Here is a 21,872-nt window from a genome sequence, read left to right as displayed (position 1 = left end):
GAAAAGACCATTCCACTCACTTCCATTCAGCGAAATGCTAACTGGGAACTTTCACTTTTCGAACGATATCGGAGACCACATCCATTTTGGTAATACTGCTGTACTTTGCTTTCGACGTTAAAATCAACCGGTGTGCTAACACGTAGTCTGCCATATGCTGGACGTCATCGGGCAGTACATAATTCCTGCCTTTCAGAAACGCAATGGCCTGCGAAGCCCGAAACAACATGAGTGAACCGCGGGGACTGACCCCCAGCTTCAGTCGGGGATCGTCGCGCGTCGCCTGCACCAGAGCGATCATATAGCGGGCCACACTGTGATCGACGTGCACGGTTTTGACCTGCCCCTGCATCTGCAGAACTTCTTCATGATTGAGGACCCGTTCCAGATGGTCCACCGGATGTTCGGTCGATTGCGCGAATAGAATTTCAATTTCATTCTCTGCATCCGGGTAGCCCAGTTGCAGGTGAATCAGAAAACGATCGAGCTGTGCTTCCGGCAGAGGATAGGTGCCATGAAAGTCCACCGGATTCTGTGTCGCCAGGACAAAGAAAGGGGCCGGCAGGATATAGCGTACGCCTTCGATGGTCGCCTGCGATTCACTCATGGCTTCCAGCAAGGCAGACTGTGTGCGGGGGGACGCGCGGTTGATTTCGTCGGCCAGTAAAATGTTACAAAAGATCGGCCCTTTGCGGAAATGAAAGGTGCCATCAACGGGATTATAGATGGAAGACCCCAGAATATCGGTCGGCAGCAGATCGGGAGTAAACTGGACCCGATTGAAGGGAACATCCAGCGATCGGGCCAGCGCTTTCGCGAGTGTGGTCTTACCGGTGCCGGGAACATCTTCCATCAACACCGACCCGCTGCAAAGCAAGGCCACCATCATCATGTCGATGCTCTCTGACTTTCCCCGGATCACGCTGCTCAGATTTTTCCTCAACAGGCTCAGCTTTTGGGCATATTTTTCGCTCTGTTCAGGCAACGTGGATTGCGCCATTCGACTTCTCAATTATCTAAAGAGGTTGATCGGGGATATGCAGATTCCAAGTGATTTGCCGAAAATGATATTTCACCACAAACCCAAGTGCTATAGGGGATTATAACAGATCACAGGAAAATGAAAGGACTGACCGGCAAATATTTCCAAGTGAAGCAAATCCATTTTTAAATTTTTTGTGAAGCAGCTTTGTTGGAAAATTAAGTACACACGATTGATGCTGACCCTTGTCTTTCCTCTGCATACGTTCATTCATTTTCCAGGTTGCCAGGGTTCCGGTCCATCCGGTTTCGCGCGTAAAAACTTCGCATCGGTTTCCTGATACCATGCATGCAGTTTCCGGCGCATGGCAGCCACACGCTCCGGATGTTTTGCAGTCAGGTCAGTCTGCTCTCCCAGGTCTGTTTTCAAATTGTAAAGTCGAGTGCTGCCGTCTTCGAAACGCTCAATCAGTTTCCAGTCATCCATGCGAATCGCGCCGCCGGGGATGCCCCCCTGATTGGAGTAATGCGGATAATGCCAATACAAGGCCTCGCGCTTCAGCGGTTCCTCACCCTGCAAAAACGGTTTGAGACTCACCCCATCCAGATGTTGTTCCGGCTTCAAAGGCAAATCGGCCAGATCGAGGATCGTGGGATAAAAATCGGTTGTGATAACCGGTTCATCGCAGGTACTGCCCGGCTGCGTGCCTCCCGGCCAGCGAATCAGAAAGACTTCCCGAATGCCCCCTTCATACAGCCAGCCCTTCCCGCCCCGCAAGGGAAGGTTTGATGTGGGAGAACCTTCGGACGTGCTCAACCCGCCATTATCGGCAGTCAGCATCACCACCGTGTTCTCAGCCAGCCCCGATTTTTCCAATTGCGCGAGTACCTTGCCTACCGCGCTGTCCATCGATTCGACCATCGCCGCATAAACGGCGTGGTTCTGCAGAATCCGCACGCGTCGTTTCTCATCAACGTCGAACACCTGCTCTTCATCGGCGAATTCTTCCTGCCCCGTCAGCCCCAAGCGTTTCGCTTTTGCCTGATACTTGGCGACGAGCGGGCTCGGCCCCATCAACGGTGTATGCACCGAATAAAAGGCCAGATACGCGAAGAAGGGTTGCTCTCGATGTTCGTCGATGAACTTCGCCGTCTCGCTCGCCAGCCGGTCGGGCAGATGTTCTCCCTCGGGTCCATCGGTCAAACGGGGATTTCCATAAGGGGAGAAATATTTCTTACCGCCATAAGGACCGCCGCGATGCCAGCCACCCCGATTCACATCGAAGCCCTGCTTTTCCGGCCAGAACTCTTCCGTCGGTCCCAGATGCCACTTCCCGGCGAAAAAAGTAGAGTAGCCATGTTCTTTCAACGCTTCCGCGATGGTGACTTCACTCAAAGGCATCTGATCATTGAGCGGTGCGGGCAGAAATTTTCCGGCGCGTTTGCCGGAAAAGAAGTTGGTCGCATCCACGCGCGTCGGATATTTTCCGGTCATGATGCTGTAACGCGTGGGGCTGCACACCGGATTGGCGGCGTAACCATTGGTGAACCGCATGCCCGTTTTCGCCAGCTGATCGATGTGCGGCGTCTCGTAAAACGTATCCGGATTATTACAGCCCACATCCATATAACCGAGATCATCCACCAGAATGAACACAAAGTTCAACGGCTTTTGTTTTGTTTTCTCCGCCGCAAAAACCAGCGAATTCCCGAGAGCCATCAAAGAAAACATCAACATCAAAATGCAGCGCGCCATCTGTGTCATGTTGAATACCCTCAGTTAAATCGTTTCAACTGTTTTCAATTCCGTATTGTTTCAGTTTCTTGCTCAGCGTCGTCCGATGCAGGCCCAGACAGCGCGCCGCCGGCGCACATTGCCCGTGAAATTTCTCCAAAGCGATTTCCATCACCGGAGGTTCAATCAACGCCAGGAGTTTCTCATAAATATTCGCAGCCTGTTCCGGATCAGTCAGTTGCTGTTCGGCCCACTGCTTGAGCAGCTCGGCAATCTGTGCATCAGAGTCGGTGTCGGACTCCTCCATTCCCAGAAATGATTTGGAAACCGCAGCCGGCAGATCTTCGGGCAGGATGGTTCCCCCGCGTGCCCGTAACGCCGCGTGTTCAATCGAATTTCGCAGCTCGCGCACGTTACCGTACCACGGGCGTCGTTCGAGTTCGGCGATCGTTTCCGAAGTCAGTCGATGCCGCATGCCTGTCTGCCGATCCACAAACCGCTCCAGAAAAAATTCCGCCAGCACCCGGATATCACCCACCCGCTTCCTTAACGGGGGAATCTCAATCTGAAACGTACACAAGCGAAAATAGAGATCGTGTCGAAATTTCCCCTGTTTGATTAACGCTTCCAGATTGCGATGCGTGGCGGCGATCACGCGAAAACTGGTTTTGATCCGTTTGTTCGAACCGACGGGCAGCACTTCCCCTTCTTCCAGCGCTCTCAATAGTTTGATCTGAATCGATAGCGGGATGTCGGCGACTTCATCTAGAAACAGTGTCCCCTGATCGGCCTGTTCCAGAAAACCAACCCGCGCCGATTCAGCCCCCGTGAAGGCGCCCTGCGCGTGGCCGAACAGTTCACTCTCTGCCAGATTTTCGCTGAGGGAGGCAATGTTCACGGCCACGAAAGGACCGGCGGTTCGTTCGCTGAAACGGTGAATGGCCTGCGCTGCCAGTTCCTTGCCCGTGCCACTTTCGCCGGACAACAGCACACTCGCCTCCGAACCGGCGACCAGTGCAATCGACTTGAACACGTTTTGCATTTCCGGCGTGGACCCTACCAGACCTTCCAGTTGGCGGGGTTCGCCGGGCACCAGTTCCTCGCGCCGTGATTCATTGACGGCTTTCTGCAGCACCTGTTCCATCTGATTCAAATCGAATGGTTTCACGATATAATCGAAGGCCCCTTTGCGAACCGCTTCGACGGCCGTCTGCAGATCGCCATATGCGGTAATCACAATCACGGGCACCGGACCGATTCGATCGTAGAGTCCCTGCATCGCGGTCAGCCCGTCCATACCGGGCAAACGGACATCCATCACAACCACATCCGGCCGCTCCGATTCAGCCAGGCTCAACGCCTGCTCGGCCGTCGAAGCCGTCACAACCTGATGGCCGTGACTCTCCCCTAACTGGCTTAACCCCCAGCAGATGGATTCTTCATCATCCACAATCAGTAATTTCGACACTCTCATTCTCCACATTCATCAGAGGCAACGCGACGATAAAACACGTCTGCTGATCCCGCCGCTCCCAGCGAATCTGCCCGCCATGATTCTTGACGATCTCGCTGGCCACAAATAAACCCAGGCCGGTGCCATCTTTTTTGGCTGTCACCAGGGGTTCAAACATTTTATTGACAATCGCCGGGTCGGGACCAGAGCCTGTATCCTGCACTTCCAAAGTAACAGACTCCGGACTGCTTTGAAATAGCCTGATACTGACCCGGCCTACATCGGCTGGTTTTGTGCTCTGATCTGACTCCACCGGAACCGCCGCTTCGATGGCGTTCAGGATCAGATTGGAAATCAGTTGCTCCAGCGATTCGGCGTCTCCCTGAATCGAGATCGCGGCTGCCACTTCCGTCTGTTCCAGTTCGATTCCAAAGTGCCGCGCGGTCGGCATCACCAGACTGACGACCCTGGAAACAATCTCACTCAGACAGACGGGCGTAAAACTGGAAAAGTGCCCCCCTTTATTCTCCAGAAAACTCTGCAGATATTGTTCGATCAGACACAACTGGCGATTGGCCACCTGCAACGTTTCATCCTGCTGGCTCTCGGGATTTTTTCGCAGATGCAGATCCAGCGCGATGCGACAGCCGGTGACGGCATTGCGTAACTGATGCGCAATCGCCCCCCGCAGTTGTCCCAGCGTCTTCAACCGCTCACTGCGTTTGATTTCGTCTTCATAATCGCCTAACAGCCCCGCCATCTGATTGATCGAAATACTTAAATCACGAATCTCATCATCGCGGACCGGCTGCACCATGGGCTGGAAATCTCCGTGTGCAATCTGCGCCACCTTTCTGTCCAGCCGCTGCAAAGGCCGCGTCACACGTGCGGCGATCACCGTCGCCAGGAACGCCACCACGATCAGAGCAATGCTGCCAGCCAGCAGAGAAGGATAAATGGCATTCGACAGCGCCTCCCGATATTCTTTCACCGGATAATAAATATACAGATACCGGAGATCCTCTGCGCGGGCACGTTGCTGAATCTTCACGACGGCACGAAAGAAATGTGCATCGCCGGTTTGAATCACATCGGAAATCTGCAGCTCGTTCCACTCGGGAGGTTCCTGCGTCACTGCCTGCGGTACAAAATCAGGACGGGTCGACGATAGGATCTCGCCGTTCTGACCGACGAGCACAAAATCGGCGCCCGAAAGCCCTTTCGTCTGATTCAACACCGCCGCTGTTAAAGGAAACGTGGCATCGTTCAGCGTATGCGCGATTTGCCGGAACTGATCTCGAATCTGCAACTTGATCTGACTGGTCGAAAGATAGGCGTGCCATAATGTCACGCTGACAATCGCGCAAACCATGATTCCCACCATGGGAATGAGAATCTGGTACCTCAACGGCCAGCGCATGGTTCGGACTGCTTTCTGTTGCGAAATAAGGAAACGGCGTCTCAAGGGGGAGGAGTGCCTCTGACAAAGACAACATCGGTCCCTGCATCAGATATGATAAAGCAAAACGCCCCCCAAACGCGACAACGAAGTACTGTCGCCATCCCGACTTCTGAAAATCCAGACCACCGGCATGTCGACGATTTCAGCGCCACTGTCTGTTTTACTGACACCTCCCGAATCTTATGCGACGGTTGATTTCCCTTTTCCCATCCCAAGTCGTTATAAACGGAACCTGAATCTCTGAAAATCGCGGATGCCCCTTGAATACACGCACTTTGGTACACATTTTGCCCCGTAGTTTCCCTAACATTGTCTCTGATCAACGCGAACAAACCCTGCAACGGAACTCTTTGATGCGCAACAAACGTGGATTTACTCTGATTGAATTACTGGTGGTGATCGCCATCATCGCGATTCTGATCGCCCTGCTCCTCCCGGCGGTACAGCAGGCACGCGAAGCCGCCCGCAGAACGCAATGTAAAAATCATCTGAAACAACTGGGGTTGGCCGTGCATAATTATGCCAGCAGTTATCGTTATCTGCCTCCCGGCGCAAGCGTTGATCTGTCCGTGTCTGCCACCGGCAATAACGGTTCGTGGGGCGTGCATGGTCGCATCCTGCCGCTACTCGAACAGGGGAATCTGTATAACAACGTTGATCTCTCGATCGCCTGGGATTTTCAGACGGCGATCGACGGTTTGAAGATTCCCGTTTACGCCTGCCCCAGCGATCCGAACAGTGACCGCGTCCGCGATCCCGGCGGCGGAAAAGTCAATCTGTATCCCACCAATTATGGTTTCAATTATGGAACCTGGTTTGTGTTTAATCCCACGAATGGGACCGGCGGCAACGGTGCATTTTATCCGAATGCCAGTTTGACGCTGGCCACGTTTACCGATGGCACGAGCAATACGCTGCTGGCGTCGGAAGTGAAAGGCTGGCAACCCTACACCAGAAATGGTGGCCCTTCCAGCACGGTAATTCCGGGAACCGCGTCCGCTGCCGCCACGATCACCGCATCGGGAACCGACTTCAAAACCGACACCGGACACACCGAATGGCCCGACGGCCGCGTGCATCATACCGGCTTCACCGTCACGCTGAATCCCAATACTTATGTGACTTATTCGAACGGGGGAACAGAATACGACGCCGACTTTAATTCCTGGCAGGAAGGCAAAAATGGCATCGCCGGCTCACCCACCTATGCGATTATCACTTCGCGGAGTCATCATACAGGGGTCGTCAATGCGGCTCTGGTCGATGGTTCGGTCCGCACCATCAGCGAAAATATCTCGCTCGATATCTGGCGGGCTTTAGGAACGCGTGCGAACGGCGAAGTCCTCGGCGAGTTCTGATTCGCCTGCACGATCACAAATGAAAACAAACGGAGTGGATCTGAATTCAGGTCCACTCCGTTTTTTTGAACGCAGGGGAACGAGTGAATTCCCTGCCAGATCAAAACGGGAAACAATTCACAAAACTACGGGAAATATCTCAATCTCACCTTTCATAAATCCCCGCCAATTCACAACAATGAAGCAGTCAAACAGATCTCCGCTCGATTTCAGAGATTCTTCAAATACGGAAAAGGATGCAAAACATGAGTTATCAACCTCGTATTGTGGCTTTTGCAGGCAGCACGCGTGAAAATTCTTACAATAAACGTTTAGCAGCCATTGCAGCGAAAGGGGCTAGTGAAACAGGAGCCGACGTCAAACTGATTGACCTGCGCGATTTTCCCATGCCTCTGTTTGATCAAGATCTGGAAGCCCGGGAAGGCAAAAACGAATCTGCCAAACAGTTCAAAAAACTGCTGGTAGACTGCGACGGCATTCTGATATCCTCCCCCGAATACAACGGCTCGATCTCGGGAGTCTTAAAAAATTCCATTGACTGGGCGACCCGCGCCGACGAAGGCGACCTCCCCGGTTTCAGCCCCGCCTTTCGTGGTAAAGTGGTTTCGATTATGAGTGCCTCCCCCGGCGGGCTGGGAGGCTTGAGAGGCCTCGTGCATTTGCGGGCCATTCTGGGAGGGCTGGGATGTATCATGCTGCCCACGCAAACGGCCGTCTCCAGTGCGCACGAAGCATTCGATGATGCAGGCAATCTGAAAAATGAAAAACAGCAGCAGCAGATCCTCGATCAGGGACGGGAGTTATCCACCTTCATCGCACAGTTGAACAAGATGGATTTTTGAACCTTTCGTCTTGCAAAAACTTTGCCTCTCCTGCTTGTCGTCAACTTTCTTTTTCATGAACGCTACTGTTAAGATAAATTGAGTACTGCCTTTATCTCCGCTCTCGAGTCGACAACAGGAAATCATATGACATTCAAACCAAGCTCGTTATTACTGACATTCACGGCCCTGCTGTTGATGATCTCTCAACACGCGAGACTCACTGCAGCAGAAGAGCCGTTCACGAAATTCACGGTCGACGAGAAAGACAAAACACACTGGTTCGACATCAAAGACCTGGGTCTGGAAGGGAAAGGCTGGACCGAGACGGAAGCTTTTTTTGATCGTCTCCCTGCCAAAGCGAAAGGTGTAGTACGCCCCCCTGTCTGGTCGCTCAGCAAACATTCCGCAGGCATGGCGGTGCGTTTTGTGACCGACGCCACCACGATCAAAGCGAAATGGAAACTGACCTCCGCTTCGCTGGCAATGCCTCACATGGCGGCGACCGGCGTGAGTGGTCTGGACCTGTATGTGAAAACCGAGAGCGGAAAATGGCGTTGGCTGGCGGTCGGCAAACCGTCTCAGCAGGAAAACAATGTCACTCTGATTTCAGATCTGATTCCGGGAACACGCGAATATATTCTGTATCTGCCACTGTATAATGGAGTCCAATCGGTCGAAATCGGCATTCCCGAATCCAGCCAGCTCTGGAAAGCACCGCCGCGCGAACCGGGTAAAGACAAACCGCTGGTCTTCTGGGGAACGTCGATCACCCACGGGGGCTGTGCCTCGCGCACGGGGATGGTGCATACCGCCATCCTCGGACGCCGACTGGATCGCCCGGTGATCAATCTCGGATTTTCGGGCAATGGCCGGATGGAACCGGAAGTCGCGAAACTGGTTGCCGAGCTGGATGCGAGCGTATTCATCATGGACTGTCTGCCCAACGTGACAGCCGATACCGTCGCCCGGGAAACCGAACCACTGGTCAAAACGCTCAGAGCCGCCCACCCTGACACCCCTATTCTTTTGGTGGAAGACCGGACTTATTCCAATGCCTATCTCAAAAAGAGCAGCCAGGAACGACATCGAACGAGCCGCGAAGCCCTCAGGAACGCTTTTGAGCGATTGCAAAAAGAGGGGGTCACCAGCCTGTATTATCTGGAAGGAGACACGCTGCTCGGCGATGACAGCGAAGACACCGTCGATGGCTCGCACCCGACCGACCTCGGTTTTTTCCGACAGGCGGATGCCTTCGAAACAGTATTGCAGCCGATCCTCGAGTTACATTCGAAGTGAGCATCGCCCGCCTCTGTTTATTCCTGTTTCCCGCTTTGCTGCTGTCGTGCGGGAAACAGGAACCGCCGGCCGAACGCCGCGTGGCACTTCCACCAGCGGAAAACTTTCAGGAATTTCATGCCGAGATTCAAAGTTTCTGCGGAAGCTGTCACCTCTGCCCCGCGCCGGGCATTCTGACAAAAGAGTCCTGGCGCATGCAGATTCCCCGCGAATATGCACACTACGAACAGTCACCACAAAAACAGTTGCGCGTGCCACCGCAGCCCGAAGTGATCAAGTATTTCGTCTCGCAGGCGCCCGAAATACATGATCTGCCAACGCAGACCGCAAATCCCCTGCCCGGCCCCGTCGCATTTCGGAAACAGGAAATTTCCAATCCGGCCGCCGATCCACTGCCCGGCGTTTCGGATTTGAACTGGATCGCCGGCACCGATGCAGAGGGGGAACTGTTAATCACCGACATGGGCTCGGGGGAAATCGGACGCATACTGTTTTCCGCAGGCAAAACCACCTTTCACCCGCTGGCAAAAGGGAATCACCCGGCACACATCGAACGCGTCGACCTGAATCAGGATCAACGCGACGATTATCTCATCGCCGACCTGGGCAGTTTCGGCCCCGAAGATCACGACCGCGGAAAAGTCGCGCTGTTGATGTTCGATGAAAAAACACAGAAGTACGAGCCGCACACTCTGCAGGCCGGACTGGGGCGCGTCGCCGACGCGCGGGCCGCCGACTTCGACGGAGACGGCGATCTCGATCTCATCGTCGCCGAGTTTGGCTGGAGGGAGACCGGCCGCCTGCTGTACCTGAAAAATGTCTCCCCCTCCAAAACAGATCTGAAGTTCGAACTGCAGACGCTCGACGACCGGCACGGCGCCAGTCATGTTTTGATCACCGATTTCAATCAGGATGGGCTGCCCGATGTTGTCACGCTCTTCTCGCAGGAACACGAAACCATTGTCGCGTTTCTCAATCAGGGTGACGGCCACTTTAAACCGGAGACCGTGTATCAGGCGGCCGATCCCGCCTATGGTTCATCCAGCATCTCACTAGTGGACCTCGATCAGGATGGCAACCTCGATCTGCTCTATACCAACGGCGACACGATGGACAGCTTCGAACTCCGCCCCAGTCACTCGCTGCAGTGGCTGGAAAACACCGGTTCGTTTCCGTTTCGACATCACAGTATTGCACCACTGACCGGCGCCTATTCTGCCACGCACGGCGACTTCGACGGCGACGGAGACATCGATCTCGCCGCCTGCACCATGACCTGGGATTATCAGCAGCCGCGAAATACGGTCGTCTGGTACGAACAGACAAAGCCGGGCCAGTTCATTCCGCATCCGCTCGATTATTCGAAGGGACAACACGCGGTCATCGAAGCAGGCGACTTTGACGCCGACGGCGATCTGGACCTGGCCGTCGGAAATTTCGAACCCCGCGAAACCGGTCAGAAGACACGCGCAGCATGGTTTTCAATCTGGTGGAACGACGGGCCTGCAGATTGAGCTGTATTTTTGAACGACGAAATACATAAAATGCACGATGACAAAGGCGATCTTACTTCAAAAAGAGGGTCATATCGCCATTTTATAGTTCCGGACACCTATTTTCCGATAGTACTAACCAGTGAGCCCTCATAATGGATTACCGCGCAATCTTAAAGAGAGTTGGTTTTGCCTGGGTCACCTTCGGCCTGTTAGATATCGTACTCATGATATACTACATCATGAATGGTCAGAGTTACTCCTCCAGCTTCAACATTTTCGCGGTAATCATTGGCATCTTTCTGATACGGGGCAGTCTCGGAGCCACGACACTTGTCACGTGGCTTACCGCTTTCATGCTCACTGGCTGCATTGGAGTTATCCTGATTTTTCCATTCCTACAACCCATGGGATTGCTTCTGACTCAAGCCAAACTGAATCCTGTGAGTTCGATCATCGGTTGGTTGATGGGCATCTTTGTCCTCGCAATGCTCGGCTGGACCTGGAAGCAGATGCGTTCTCATCCCGTGCTGGAGGCGCGCAAAGCCAGTGGTCGCCCTACGACCACGCCAAAGATTGCGATTGGCTTGGGCATCGTGCTCGTTGCTTTCCTGGGGGTCATGCTCAACTCGTTACTCAATGGTGCCATCGGAACGAAAGCCATTGCGTTGGCCAGGCAGAAACTTGGACCAAACTACAAATACGCCGCTCAGTCAATTCGAGTGAGTGGTAGATACCGCAGCGGCATTGTTGTCGCCTACAACGACAAAGAGATCAAGTACGTTCCCGTGCATTGGAACGAATGAGGATCAACACGAGAACTGATAAAGGTGTCAGGCCCTGAACAGCGACTCATACGTGTGATCTGCCTTCTCCTGCTGGACACAAAATACAGAACGTACCTGTTGTTGGACGGCGCTGGAAGCATTAAAATGCGCCAGCCATGAAACCGCTGGGTAATACCACTTTTGAAACCCGACTCCGAGTTCCACATTCATGCCTTCGATTCAACAAACGGACCCTCAGCGATTCAGGATCAGCAATAATCGGGGATTGTTCATCAGACTGATCGGTTTGCCATTCGTTGGATTCGGGCTGTGGGTTGGCGTCTGGCCAACGGCGGCAAATATTTTCGATTGGCTGTCGGGCTCTCTGCCGCGCCCTCGGCTCTGTCGGCCGGGAAACGGAAGTGGGAATCCGCTCGATAACTTTCGCATGATTGCTCAATAATGGAACAGACAGACAACCCGCAAAAAAAATCACGGATGCTGACTTTGACAGGTGTGGTCGTGTGCCTGATGGTGATCGGCACTGCAGCTGGTCTCTGGCTGAAGCGCGGCGGTCCGGCATTGCCACAACCTACCATCAACGACTTGCACTTCCCGGTGGTCGTCTTTTTTTCCCCGACGAGTTTTTCGGTCGATCACAGTGCCGAAGAGTTGACCACGATGAATATTCAGAGGGTACTCATGCAGCAAACGCCGCCGCACCTGATCGATAATCAACTGAACCTCTTCCAGATGGACGATTTGAACTCGACCAGAAGCTCGTACACGTTGTTGCTCAACGCCGGCACCGGCACGACCCCCGTTTCCTTTACTCTGAAGCCTGTTCGCGACGAGACGCAAACGGAAGTCCGAAAACTGCTCATCGGAATTGTGAACCCCGATCTGCCAGAAGACGAAGCCGCGGTGATGAAAAGCCGCATCCTGTCGGCTCAAAGATTAACTGAAATCTTCCAGCCTGATTGAACTGCTGTCACAGTAGACGGAAAACGGTTCAGACCCCGAAATGCGGCTCCCGGAATGAAAACGAGCCTCCCGTTGCCGTTCTCCCTGCTCACATTCCCGGGTTATCCGTTTTTTCTTCTATTTTTTACCACTTGACTGAATACTAATAAATTAGTACAAGCCCGCCTGCAGATCGTAATCATCAAGAAATTATCTAATTCCTAATAGAAGGTATTTACCCCAGCCAATGTACTGGCGACTCGGGGTATCGGGCTGTTGCATCCCAAATGTAACGGCATCGATCGCGTATTGGCGAACTTGACAGCTTTGTAATCTCGTCCTCATCCCGCTGAAAATCGTTCGTACCAGAGGCGGAGCCAGAAAACCAATCACATCCAATTATCGAGCAGGGTTGACAGCATGGAACTGAAGAAACACTTTGAAACCAGCGGGCAGTGGCTTTTCCGATGGAGAAGTTATTTGCCTGCATACCTGCTGCTGCCGCTGCCTTGGGTGGTGAGCAACTTTCAAAGGCCCTATGGGCAACATGACTTACATGAAACATGGGTGCTGTTTTGCATTGCTGTAACCGGGTTGGGCCTGCTGATCCGCTCTTTAGTGGCAGGTTTCGTCCCCAGAGGAACCTCAGGTCGAAATACAAAACAACAGGTCGCAACCAGCCTGAACACAACCGGTGTTTATTCACTCTGTCGCCACCCACTCTATTTAGGCAATTTCTTCATTGCTCTGGGCTGGGTCATGTTCTTTCAAAATGGCTGGTTCGTTACCTTCTACGTCATGACGTTCTGGCTGTATTACGAACGCATCATGATGACCGAAGAAGCGTTTCTGCGCGAGAAATTCGGGAAGAACTTTCTCGCCTGGGCAGATTGCACGTCTGCGTTCATCCCCAACTTCAAAAACTGGAAACAGCCGGCTCTCAAATTCTCGTTACGGACGTTAGTTCGCCGCGAGTACCTGACATGCGTGGGAGCAATGGTTGGATTTGTCATCCTTGAACTGGTTGAACACTGGCAGTTTGACGGACAGGTGATACTGGAACCTCTCTGGATCCTTCTGGCAACCCTGACAGCAACGACCTTCATCGCCGTCCGCTCGCTGCATAAGTTCACCCGCGTACTGGCAGAAGAAGGACGCTGATCCAACAGGCAGGATAAAAACATCTGAAAAAGGTGTCAGGAACCGAATAAGGGTCCTGGCACCTTTTTTATTTCCAGAGAAGCAACAGCGTTGATCAGAATCTACAAAGAAACTGGTGACATTGAAGTGCTTTACCCATTCTCCACCGCTGCCAAACCAGGCGTTCTAATCGCGATTAGTCGGAGAATCTTGAAACATCACGAAAAATGCTTCGCAGAAAACGGGCCTATATGGCTTCGGCTGTGTTTTTCAAATCAAAATAATGGTGCATTTTCCTCGCTGCTCTCTTCACCACTGCCGGATTTTCATCTGCGTCGTCTCCGGGTACATCCGCTAGAATTTTTCGGGTCTGTTTTGCTGCGCCGGTTTCTGTGGGGAGTCTGCCATCGAAACGAACGCCGGAAACTAACGGCGGCTTGCGCCGTGCCGCTCATTTTTCTGCTTTGGCCTGATTGCCGGTCGGGGCGCGGGTTTGATCTGATCGTGGGAGAGGGGAGATATCTGGCATGGGTGATCTTTTTTTTTTCGTGTGGAAATTGTTCTTGCGCGGGAGAGCCGTTTTTTGTTTGACTGGTATAAATCATCGCGAACGGCGCGGGGCGGTCAACCCGGGTTCGTTACCTGCGCGGCGCAGACGCGCGCCTGGGCGTGGATTGTTGGGGACGCCGCGTGACTTGTCAGCGGCAGTAGGGCGCCGAACGGCGCCCAAAAAAAGTGCTCAGCGAGAACCAGGGGGCATGAAGTGGCGTCAAATCGGTCTCAAACCAGTGGCTTTTATGGGGAGCGGATTCACAGCGGCGCGTGTTTTCACTGGTACGATGAATTTCCTACGCGCGCGACGCGTAACACGCATCATGGCGGGCGGCGTGTTGCCGTCAAGGCCTGTTTTTTCACTCGCAAATCGGGAACAGGAAACAGCAGCCGGGCTTTCCCGACCCAACCGAAACGAACCGGTTTACGGCCCTTTTTTCCATCGGCGGGTGCAGTACCAGAAACTTATGCGTCCGACATTTTTGCACCGTCCACTTTTGCCGACGATGTTGATTCGCGCTGATTTATTTTTCCGGCTTCAGCAGATCGGTAATTTTTTTCTCGGGATCAACCGAGAACACGGTTTTCGCGTGCGGATCGGAGACCAGAATGTTCTGTCCCTGTCGCGCGATGCCGACCGGGTTTTTGAACGGCTCGCCGGAGACCCACTTTTCTGTTTTCCCGTCGGGCGTCACTTTCCAGAGCGCTTTCTCATAACCGTCGCTGACAACAGCCGTCCCGTCGTCGAGCACCACCACATCGTGGGGAAAATTAAACGGGCGGTCTTTAACAACCACCGTGATTTTTCCATCCGGGGCGACTTTCAACAATTGGTCTGCGGTTCCCGAAACGACCCAGAGGTGGTCCGCCTGATCGAGGGCCAGCCCGCGCGGCGCACTGACTTTGGCGTACAAGGTCGGCTCGCCCCCCGCTGCGGGGACTTTCCAGATCTGATGCAGTTCGAGATCGGACACCAGCAGATCGCCGTTTTTCGTGACGACCACATCCATCGGAATGCCGATGCCCCCGTTGGTGAGCGGCGTCGGTTCTGCGCCGGCTTTTTCGAATCGATAGACTTCACGCGTCGAAGAATCACCGGCGATCACGCGTCCTTGCGAGTCAACCGTCACACAACGGACCGCGTTCAAAGGCGTGCGAAAAACCTGGGAGCCGGTGAAAAAGCTGGTCGCTTTGCCATTTTCCACACTCCAGATGCCCGGCAGCTTTCGATCGGCGACATAAACGGGACCTTTGTCCGAAGCCGCCACGGAGAGAGGATACAACATCTCCGCCGCCCGACTGACATGAGTCGTGCAGAGAAACAGCAGAACAACGGCAGCGCTACGCAGGAAAAAAAGCATCGCATGGAAACCTGTTTGAGAATGAAAAAAGTAAGTCGGTTTGTATTTTATCGCGAACGGCAGGCAATTGCACTCATGAAATGCCGCTCAGGGTTTCTGCAGCCAATTCCAGAAGCGGGCACTGTTTTGTTGCCGCGTGTGATACTGCGTCTGATCCTGCTGCAGAATTTGATCGTCCGGATATTCTTCGGTCGGATAAGGATAGCCGCCCATCTCCCGAAACGGCAGCGGCTCGACCGACTGACCGAGAATCGTATGCAGGTTGGCGTCTTTATCCCAGCCGACGTTGTGCAGAATAAAATCACGTTTCCAGCCCGGCTTGACCGGTTCTGCGGGGACCGCGAAACGGAGTTGCATTTCGTCTCCCGAACCCATCATCACCAGACGATTGTCAGCCGACTCCACCAGCGGCTGCACATCGCCGTAACGGGTAAAGCGTCCCTGCATCGGCGGCCATTGAATAGTGGCCGACAGACTCTGATAGTCATACCGTTCCGGGCCATTTCCCGAATGCAGGATCGGCGTGGAAAAACCGCGGTACTTCAATGTCGCGGATTCCAGCGGCAGCGGTCTCGTCACAAACTCGGCCGGCGTTTCATTCACCGTGAAGAAAACCTGATCCCAGTAGAACTCCATATTCGTTTCGATGCGGACGCGATAATCGTTTGTCAGGAACTGGTCAGTCAGATCCACGGCGATGGTTTTCGTTTTGCCGCCGGGAAAACCCATAAAGGGCTGGATGGTTTTCCATTTGCCGTTCGCGTCAGGCACCGACAACGACGGGGGGCGTGGCGAAGGCATGGACGGATTTTCCGACAACGCCAGATTGATGCCCGTGTCCGTCGGATAAATCCAACCGGTCAGAAACAGCTTGATGCGCGGATCCATCGCAGTTTTCTGCAGCGCCGGCGTATTCAGGTTCAGTTCCAGAACATGGTTTTCGGTCAGTCCCTGCCGATATTTTTCGTCGAACGTTTTTGCGTAGACATCGTCGGCGTCTTTGATTTCGGGCAGCACGTCGCGACCTCGCTGATTGACGGCGGCGATGGGCGTTTGCGGCTGTTGAACCGTATGAATTTTAAATGCCGCCAGATCGGGCGGGCCGACTTTTTCGTTCGAGAAGATTTCGACCTCCGCCGGATGGTCGATGGCCGTCAGTTGCAGGGTGTCGAAGTAACCGGCTTCCCAAAGTTCTTCGGTGACCCGCAGTTCATAGAAACCGTTTTTCGGTTTGAGTCGTTCGCCATCAATCTTGAGAAATTCCCAGTCACGATAAGGCGCGACAATACCTTTGCCGAACTGCAGGCCAATCGGAGCCGCCCAGAGCAGATCGGTATAAAACGAAAACTGTTCGCCATCCCAGGTATAGAGGTACGGACAGGAACCCATCAGCGTCTGCTTTTCATAAATCCGCTGATTGGTTTTGGCGTTGATAATATTCACGGGAATGCCGTTGGTCCACAAGACGCGAATCGCTTCGGCGACCGTCTGTTTCCCGAGCCCGAAATGGGTCGCTTGCCCCGCTACGATCTGCGGTTGATAAATCGTCCCGCTCCGCAGTTCCAGCAGACTGCCGATACCGTAATGATTCACGCGTCCGCTCGCCGACTTGACTTCACCTTTGACCTGTTCTGCGCGGAGGGAAACTTCGATCCAGTGATAGTCATTACCTTTGTTCTGCCATTGAATGATTTCGTTTCCCGCGATGGCAATCACATCGAGGCTGCCGTCCTGATTCAGATCGCGGAGCAGGAATTTTTGAATCGGTTTAGGAAAGGTGAGGGACTGATCTTTCACATACGCCGTCTGCTCTGCTTTTCGTGCGGCGGTTCCCAGACAGAGTTGCAATCCATGCGAACTCAATGCGGCGACATCCAGCACGCCATCGTTGTTCAAATCGCCGGTCTGCAAGACAGTCCCTTCTGCGCTGACCGGCTCTGTTTCTTTAATCTCCTGCACACTGGCGATCTGCACGCTGCCCGGCTGTGGTCGATTCGTTTCTGCCAGCATCAATGCTGTTCCGCTCACGCCGATCAGATCCCACGAACCGTTCCGGTCAAAGTCTGCAAGTCGACACTCTTCAAACCGATTGACGGCGGCCTGCTGTTCGGACTCCGTAAAGGGTCGCCAGCGAAATCGGCCGTGCCTCAGATTTTCCAGATAACCCGCCTGCCTGGACTTTCGACTGCACAAGATCAAATCGAGGTCCACGTCGCGATCCCAGTCGACGCGGACAATGGAGGTCGCCGCCAGATCAGCGGGAGGCAGATGAGAATTGGCACTGATCTCCTGAAACGAGAAATCGCCGCGGTTCGACCAGAGCGAAAGTCCTGTGGTCGTCGAAGCGACCAGGTCCAGATCGCCGTCATGATCCAGATCGGAGAAGTTCACCGCCAGCACGTCGGCGAGTGTTTCCAGCGTATTTTTCTGTGCTTTCAGAACCAACGACCGTGTTCCGGTTTTAGCATCTGCCTGATTTTCAAACACCTTGATACCCGTTTTCCCGGCGAGCACCAGATCGAGGTCTGCATCGCGGGACGGAGAAATCGGAAACACCTGCTGTTCTGTTTTTTCGGTAGAAGCGGGTTGATTGCTCTGCTGCACATCGGCGTCCAGATCGACGGCGGTGATTTCGGAAAAATCTCCCGCGCAGTCCTGCTGCGTGAGCGGTTCCCAGATCCCGGCGGCATTCTGTTTGAATACGGAAATCTGGTTCGCGGTCAGCAGAATCAAATCGGGTTTGCCATCCAGGTCGAAATCGGCGATCTGCAGATCTCTGATTTCAGTCGGCATCGCTTTCGAAAATTGCAGAGGACGAGCGTCAGCAAACTCCACGGACAACGGTTTTTGCTGCGCGGGCCACTCGACGGCGGCGTAAAACGCGGGCGGAAAATCGTGGATCACAAATTCAAGTGGATTCTGTTCCACGCGGCGGCGATCACTCTTGACCAGATCTTCCGCGATCAACACGTTTCTCAAAATGCGTGCGTTGCGGAGCACGATGTTCCATTGTTTGTCCTTGATCGCGGTCAGCGAATCGTCGATCAGTTTGTTCAAATCGAGTCGCGTGTGATCTTTAACACTCTCTACCAAAGGAGCCGCCAACTGTTTGATTTTTTCGAAGACGGGTGTGGCCTGTTCTGTTTTCTGATCGGCTACCACCTGCAGATAATCGAGCGTCAGAAACAGATTCTCCGGTTGCAGTTCCCAGGCTTTTGCCAGCGACGTATTTGTTTTCGCTTGAATTTCGGAGTCCGAACCGATTTTTTGCAGCTGAGACAATTCAAACCAGATCGCAGCGTCTTTCGGTTTTTTCTCCAGCGCACGTTGCAATGCCGCCAGTGCCTGCTGCGGTTCTCCCAGCGCCACATAAATGCGGGCCGAGAGGATATAGCTGATGCCGGATTCCGGGGCGATTTGAATTAACTGGTTTACAGTGTCGACTGCCTGCTTTGCAAGTTTCGGCCCTTCCGACTGGTTCGCTACTTTTTCGGGTGTGATTTGCAGCAGGCGACAGATGGTTAAGTTGCGAAAGCCGATGACTTCGGTGGGCAGTTCTTCGGTCAACTGTTCCAGCAGCGGATCGCTGTCGGCATAGCGTTCATTTTCGAGAAAGGCGATGCCTTCATTTTTCAAGCGCAGCAGTTCTATCGCTTTTTCGTAGGAAATCGGCTCCCGCTCCGCAGGCTCGTTTTGCAGTTGCGGCGGCGCTTTGACTGTGAGAAACAGCGCCAGCGTTCCCAGAAACAAGACCAGCGCTACAATGATCGCGAAGTGGGATGTCCGGGATGGCATGAGCAAACCTTATTTCAGAAATCGATTTCAGGAACTATCACTCTCAAAGGATACACTTCTGCACTGCCGATGTCAGCCGCCCTCTGATCACCACATTGACTCACGTTCGTTCAAGGCCTACAATCAGGCAATCACATTTGCACACATGCGTTCCAACAACAAATTGCAGCATTGAGAGCTTAAATCATAGCAAACCCTCTTCAATGCACTAACCTCAGGCTCGATAAATGTCATTCGATTCCTATCATAAATGGCTGGGAATCCCGCCAGAACAACAACCGCCGCATTATTATCAACTGCTGGGAATTTCGGTCAATGAACAGGATGCAGAAGTCATTCAAACCGCAGCCCAGCGTCAGCGCGCCTCGGTAGAAGACCATCTGCACGGGAAACATCACCGCGAAGCCACCCAGTTGATCTATGAACTTGATGAAGCGGAACTGACACTGTTAAGCCCCGAACTGCGTGAGGACTACGACAGGCGCGTCAAGCTGGTCCTCAAACGCCAAAAGAGCAAACAGAGCGGACGCAACCTGGATCCCGATTCCAACCAACCTGCCGGCGAAGGCAGCGGTTTGATGCATCGATTCATGGGAATCATGTCTGTGATTCTGGCAGGGTTTCTGATCATGGCTTATTTTGCCTATCAGCGTCCTCGCACCGAAGAGGAAAAAAAAGAACTCCGGGCTCAACCCATCAGCGTCGCGAAAAAACAGCCTGCGCCTGTTCAACCAGTCGTCTCAGAGAAAAAAGAGAACCCGGTGCCCGCACCGGCTCCGCTTGCGAAAACACAGGCAGAAGCGGTGGCCTGGATTTTCTCGGTGGGCGGTAAAGTCACTCTTCAGGGGGGCAAGGTAATTGAAGGTGCTGCTGATTTACCGCCGAGCCCGTTTGAGATTATCGCAATCAATCTCATGAAGTCCGAGGTCACAGATGCGACGCTTCCCAATATTCTACCACTGACTTCCGTGCAGACTTTGCTGCTGTCTGAGACTAAGATCTCAGAAAATAGTATGCCTGTCATCAATCAATTGAAGAACCTGCAAAACCTTTTTGTTCCTGGAACAAATTTAACTGGTCGGGGAATCGCACAATTGAGCGATCAGCTCAAACTCAAAACCTTGCATATCAATAATAACATGCGTCTCAACGATGAAGACGTCAAGTATATTGTTCAATATCCACAATTAACCAGCGTTTCAATTGCTCAAACCTCGATCACGGACCGCGGTTTGGAGGCAATGACGAGTTTGAAAGGTCTGACAACGTTACAGATTCATCTGGCGAAGATCGACGATCAGGGTTTAGAGCAACTTCAGGCGTTCCCGGAGCTCCAGGTATTGCTACTGGGAGGGCCGTTAAATTCCGAGCAGGCCATTTTGAACGCCGTCCAGAACCTGAAGCAGCTGCGAATCCTCTTTATCTTTGACGTTCCACTTACGGATGCAGGCGTAAACCGCCTGGCAAACATGGCAAATTTAAAACAGATTCAACTGATTCGTACGAAAATCACCGATGCCAATGTGAATCGATTAAGAGCAGCATTGCCCGATGCGAAAATCACTGTGGAGTAATAATGCATCCCGGTATTGCAGACTTTGGATTAGTTGGCCCAATGTAACGTCGAACGGCTTACCGTATTCGATAAGCCGTTCGCATGTCAGACCACAAATTTGTTTAACCGAAGAGTTCCCACACGGGTTGCCCCAGATCGGTGATCGGCACGGGGCGATCGCCGGAGTAGAGTTCTTCGCTGGGGTCGATGCCCAGTGCAGCATAAATCGTCGCGTGCAGATCGGGCACAGAGACCGGACGGGAGACAACCGCTTCCCCCAGTTCGTTAGTGACGCCGATCGTTTTTCCGTTCTGCAGACCGCCGCCCGCCAGTACAACACTGAAGGCTTTGGACTGATGACCGCGGCCTCCGCCGGAATCGAATTTGGCGGGACGACCGAATTCGGACGCGACAACGATCAACGTTTTGTCGAGCAACTTATTTTTTTCGAGGTCGAGCACCAGCGCGGACAATGCGGAGTCGAGTTCTTTAATCAACAGATGCTGATTGAGCTGGCCGTCGTTATGGGTATCCCAGCCGGTACCGTTCACGAAATTCAAGTTATGTGAAACTTCAATAAAACGCACGCCCGACTGAATCAGCCGCCGTGATAACAGGCAGCGTTGCCCGAACTCGCCACCGTAGGCATTTCGCAGGTCGCTTTTTTCATTATCAAGCTGAAAGACTTTCATGAACTCCGGTCCTGATAACCGCAGCGCTTCGGCGACCGATTGATCGTAGTCCTGAATTGTCTGCCCGCCAACGCTGTGCTGACGGTATTCGGCTCTCATCTTCGTCAGCAGACGTTCGCGGCGGTCCTGCCGACTTTGATTGACGCGGGAGGATCGCGTGAACCCACTGGGGCCGGCACTTGTATCGGTCAGATAAACATAACCCGATTTGCTGCCCAGAAAACCGGGGCCGCGGGTGACGTTGGGATAACCGATCAACACATACGCGGGTGCAAATTCGCTGACGGCCCCTCTTTTATGAGCGACAACCGAACCCACGGAGGGATAAGTAATCGTACCCGTCGTCGGTCGTCCGGTATGCATGCGGTTTGTGGCGGCGGCATGTTCGTCGATCACTTCGTGATGCACGCTGCGGACAATATTGAATCGATCCAGAATCGGCGCG

The 21,872-nt window shown here is 53.4% G+C and carries 17 protein-coding genes; 9 read left to right on the top strand and 8 right to left on the bottom strand.

The annotated features are described in order from the left end of the window. Nucleotides 1-37 precede the first annotated feature (37 nt). From Q0294_RS07555 to Q0294_RS07540, 4 genes are all read right to left on the bottom strand, one after another. On the bottom strand, nucleotides 38-1,000 hold the full coding sequence (locus Q0294_RS07555) for a MoxR family ATPase (protein WP_299462767.1): 963 nt from the start codon (nucleotides 998-1,000) through the stop codon (nucleotides 38-40). Between the two features lie 252 nt (nucleotides 1,001-1,252). Continuing rightward, nucleotides 1,253-2,713 (bottom strand): sulfatase, encoded by a 1,461-nt coding sequence (locus Q0294_RS07550; RefSeq protein ID WP_366917920.1) that lies wholly within the window; start codon nucleotides 2,711-2,713, stop codon nucleotides 1,253-1,255. 58 nt (nucleotides 2,714-2,771) lie between these two features. Further along, on the bottom strand, nucleotides 2,772-4,190 hold the full coding sequence (locus tag Q0294_RS07545) for a sigma-54 dependent transcriptional regulator (RefSeq protein WP_299462761.1): 1,419 nt from the start codon (nucleotides 4,188-4,190) through the stop codon (nucleotides 2,772-2,774). Next, on the bottom strand, nucleotides 4,159-5,589 hold the full coding sequence (locus Q0294_RS07540; RefSeq protein ID WP_299462758.1) for a HAMP domain-containing sensor histidine kinase: 1,431 nt from the start codon (nucleotides 5,587-5,589) through the stop codon (nucleotides 4,159-4,161). Before Q0294_RS07540 ends, Q0294_RS07545 begins: the two co-directional genes overlap by 32 nt. Nucleotides 5,590-5,984: 395 nt before the next feature. On the opposite strand from Q0294_RS07540, the gene Q0294_RS07535 reads away from it, so the two are divergent. The 5 genes from Q0294_RS07535 to Q0294_RS07515 all read left to right on the top strand — a co-directional run bounded on the left by Q0294_RS07535 (nucleotide 5,985) and on the right by Q0294_RS07515 (nucleotide 11,408). Beyond that, nucleotides 5,985-6,989, top strand: a complete 1,005-nt coding sequence (locus tag Q0294_RS07535; protein ID WP_299462755.1) for a DUF1559 domain-containing protein — start codon at nucleotides 5,985-5,987, stop codon at nucleotides 6,987-6,989. 245 nt (nucleotides 6,990-7,234) lie between these two features. Next, nucleotides 7,235-7,831, top strand: a complete 597-nt coding sequence (locus Q0294_RS07530; RefSeq protein WP_299462752.1) for an NAD(P)H-dependent oxidoreductase — start codon at nucleotides 7,235-7,237, stop codon at nucleotides 7,829-7,831. Nucleotides 7,832-7,957: 126 nt separating this feature from the next. Then, a complete protein-coding gene (locus tag Q0294_RS07525; protein WP_299462749.1) occupies nucleotides 7,958-9,109 on the top strand; it encodes an SGNH/GDSL hydrolase family protein in 1,152 nt (383 codons plus the stop codon). Further along, the gene (locus Q0294_RS07520) at nucleotides 9,106-10,623 is read left to right on the top strand and encodes an FG-GAP-like repeat-containing protein (protein WP_299462746.1); all 1,518 of its coding nucleotides are present in this window, start codon (nucleotides 9,106-9,108) and stop codon (nucleotides 10,621-10,623) included. Before Q0294_RS07525 ends, Q0294_RS07520 begins: the two co-directional genes overlap by 4 nt. Nucleotides 10,624-10,844: 221 nt before the next feature. Next, a complete protein-coding gene (locus Q0294_RS07515) occupies nucleotides 10,845-11,408 on the top strand; it encodes a hypothetical protein (RefSeq protein WP_299462743.1) in 564 nt (187 codons plus the stop codon). Between the two features lie 216 nt (nucleotides 11,409-11,624). Here the strand turns inward: Q0294_RS07515 and Q0294_RS07510 are convergent, their stop codons facing one another. Beyond that, entirely contained in the window at nucleotides 11,625-11,819 is a 195-nt protein-coding gene (locus Q0294_RS07510; protein ID WP_299462740.1) for a hypothetical protein, read from the bottom strand. Nucleotides 11,820-11,867: 48 nt separating this feature from the next. On the opposite strand from Q0294_RS07510, the gene Q0294_RS07505 reads away from it, so the two are divergent. The 3 genes from Q0294_RS07505 to Q0294_RS07495 all read left to right on the top strand — a co-directional run bounded on the left by Q0294_RS07505 (nucleotide 11,868) and on the right by Q0294_RS07495 (nucleotide 14,547). Further along, nucleotides 11,868-12,353 (top strand): hypothetical protein, encoded by a 486-nt coding sequence (locus tag Q0294_RS07505; protein WP_299462737.1) that lies wholly within the window; start codon nucleotides 11,868-11,870, stop codon nucleotides 12,351-12,353. A 399-nt stretch (nucleotides 12,354-12,752) separates the two neighbouring features. Continuing rightward, on the top strand, nucleotides 12,753-13,493 hold the full coding sequence (locus Q0294_RS07500) for an isoprenylcysteine carboxylmethyltransferase family protein (RefSeq protein ID WP_299462734.1): 741 nt from the start codon (nucleotides 12,753-12,755) through the stop codon (nucleotides 13,491-13,493). Nucleotides 13,494-14,235: 742 nt separating this feature from the next. Continuing rightward, the gene (locus Q0294_RS07495) at nucleotides 14,236-14,547 is read left to right on the top strand and encodes a hypothetical protein (protein WP_299462731.1); all 312 of its coding nucleotides are present in this window, start codon (nucleotides 14,236-14,238) and stop codon (nucleotides 14,545-14,547) included. 1 nt (nucleotide 14,548) lies between these two features. Here the strand turns inward: Q0294_RS07495 and Q0294_RS07490 are convergent, their stop codons facing one another. Together Q0294_RS07490 and Q0294_RS07485 are read right to left on the bottom strand one after the other, a co-directional pair. Beyond that, nucleotides 14,549-15,385, bottom strand: coding sequence for a hypothetical protein (locus tag Q0294_RS07490; RefSeq protein ID WP_299462728.1), 837 nt, complete (start codon nucleotides 15,383-15,385; stop codon nucleotides 14,549-14,551). 87 nt (nucleotides 15,386-15,472) lie between these two features. Continuing rightward, a complete protein-coding gene (locus Q0294_RS07485; protein WP_299462725.1) occupies nucleotides 15,473-19,180 on the bottom strand; it encodes an FG-GAP-like repeat-containing protein in 3,708 nt (1,235 codons plus the stop codon). 227 nt (nucleotides 19,181-19,407) lie between these two features. Here Q0294_RS07485 and Q0294_RS07480 point away from each other — a divergent pair, with 227 nt between their 5' ends. Next, a complete protein-coding gene (locus Q0294_RS07480) occupies nucleotides 19,408-20,754 on the top strand; it encodes a hypothetical protein (protein WP_299462722.1) in 1,347 nt (448 codons plus the stop codon). A 103-nt stretch (nucleotides 20,755-20,857) separates the two neighbouring features. On the opposite strand, the gene Q0294_RS07475 is transcribed toward Q0294_RS07480, so the two are convergent. After that, on the bottom strand, nucleotides 20,858-21,872 hold a 1,015-nt coding region (locus Q0294_RS07475; RefSeq protein ID WP_299462719.1), incomplete at its 5' end, for a DUF1501 domain-containing protein.

This window comes from uncultured Gimesia sp., from assembly GCF_937919775.1.
GTDB lineage: Bacteria > Planctomycetota > Planctomycetia > Planctomycetales > Planctomycetaceae > Gimesia.
Note: the sequence above shows the minus strand (reverse complement) of the source record. Positions and strands in the feature narration are given on the sequence as shown.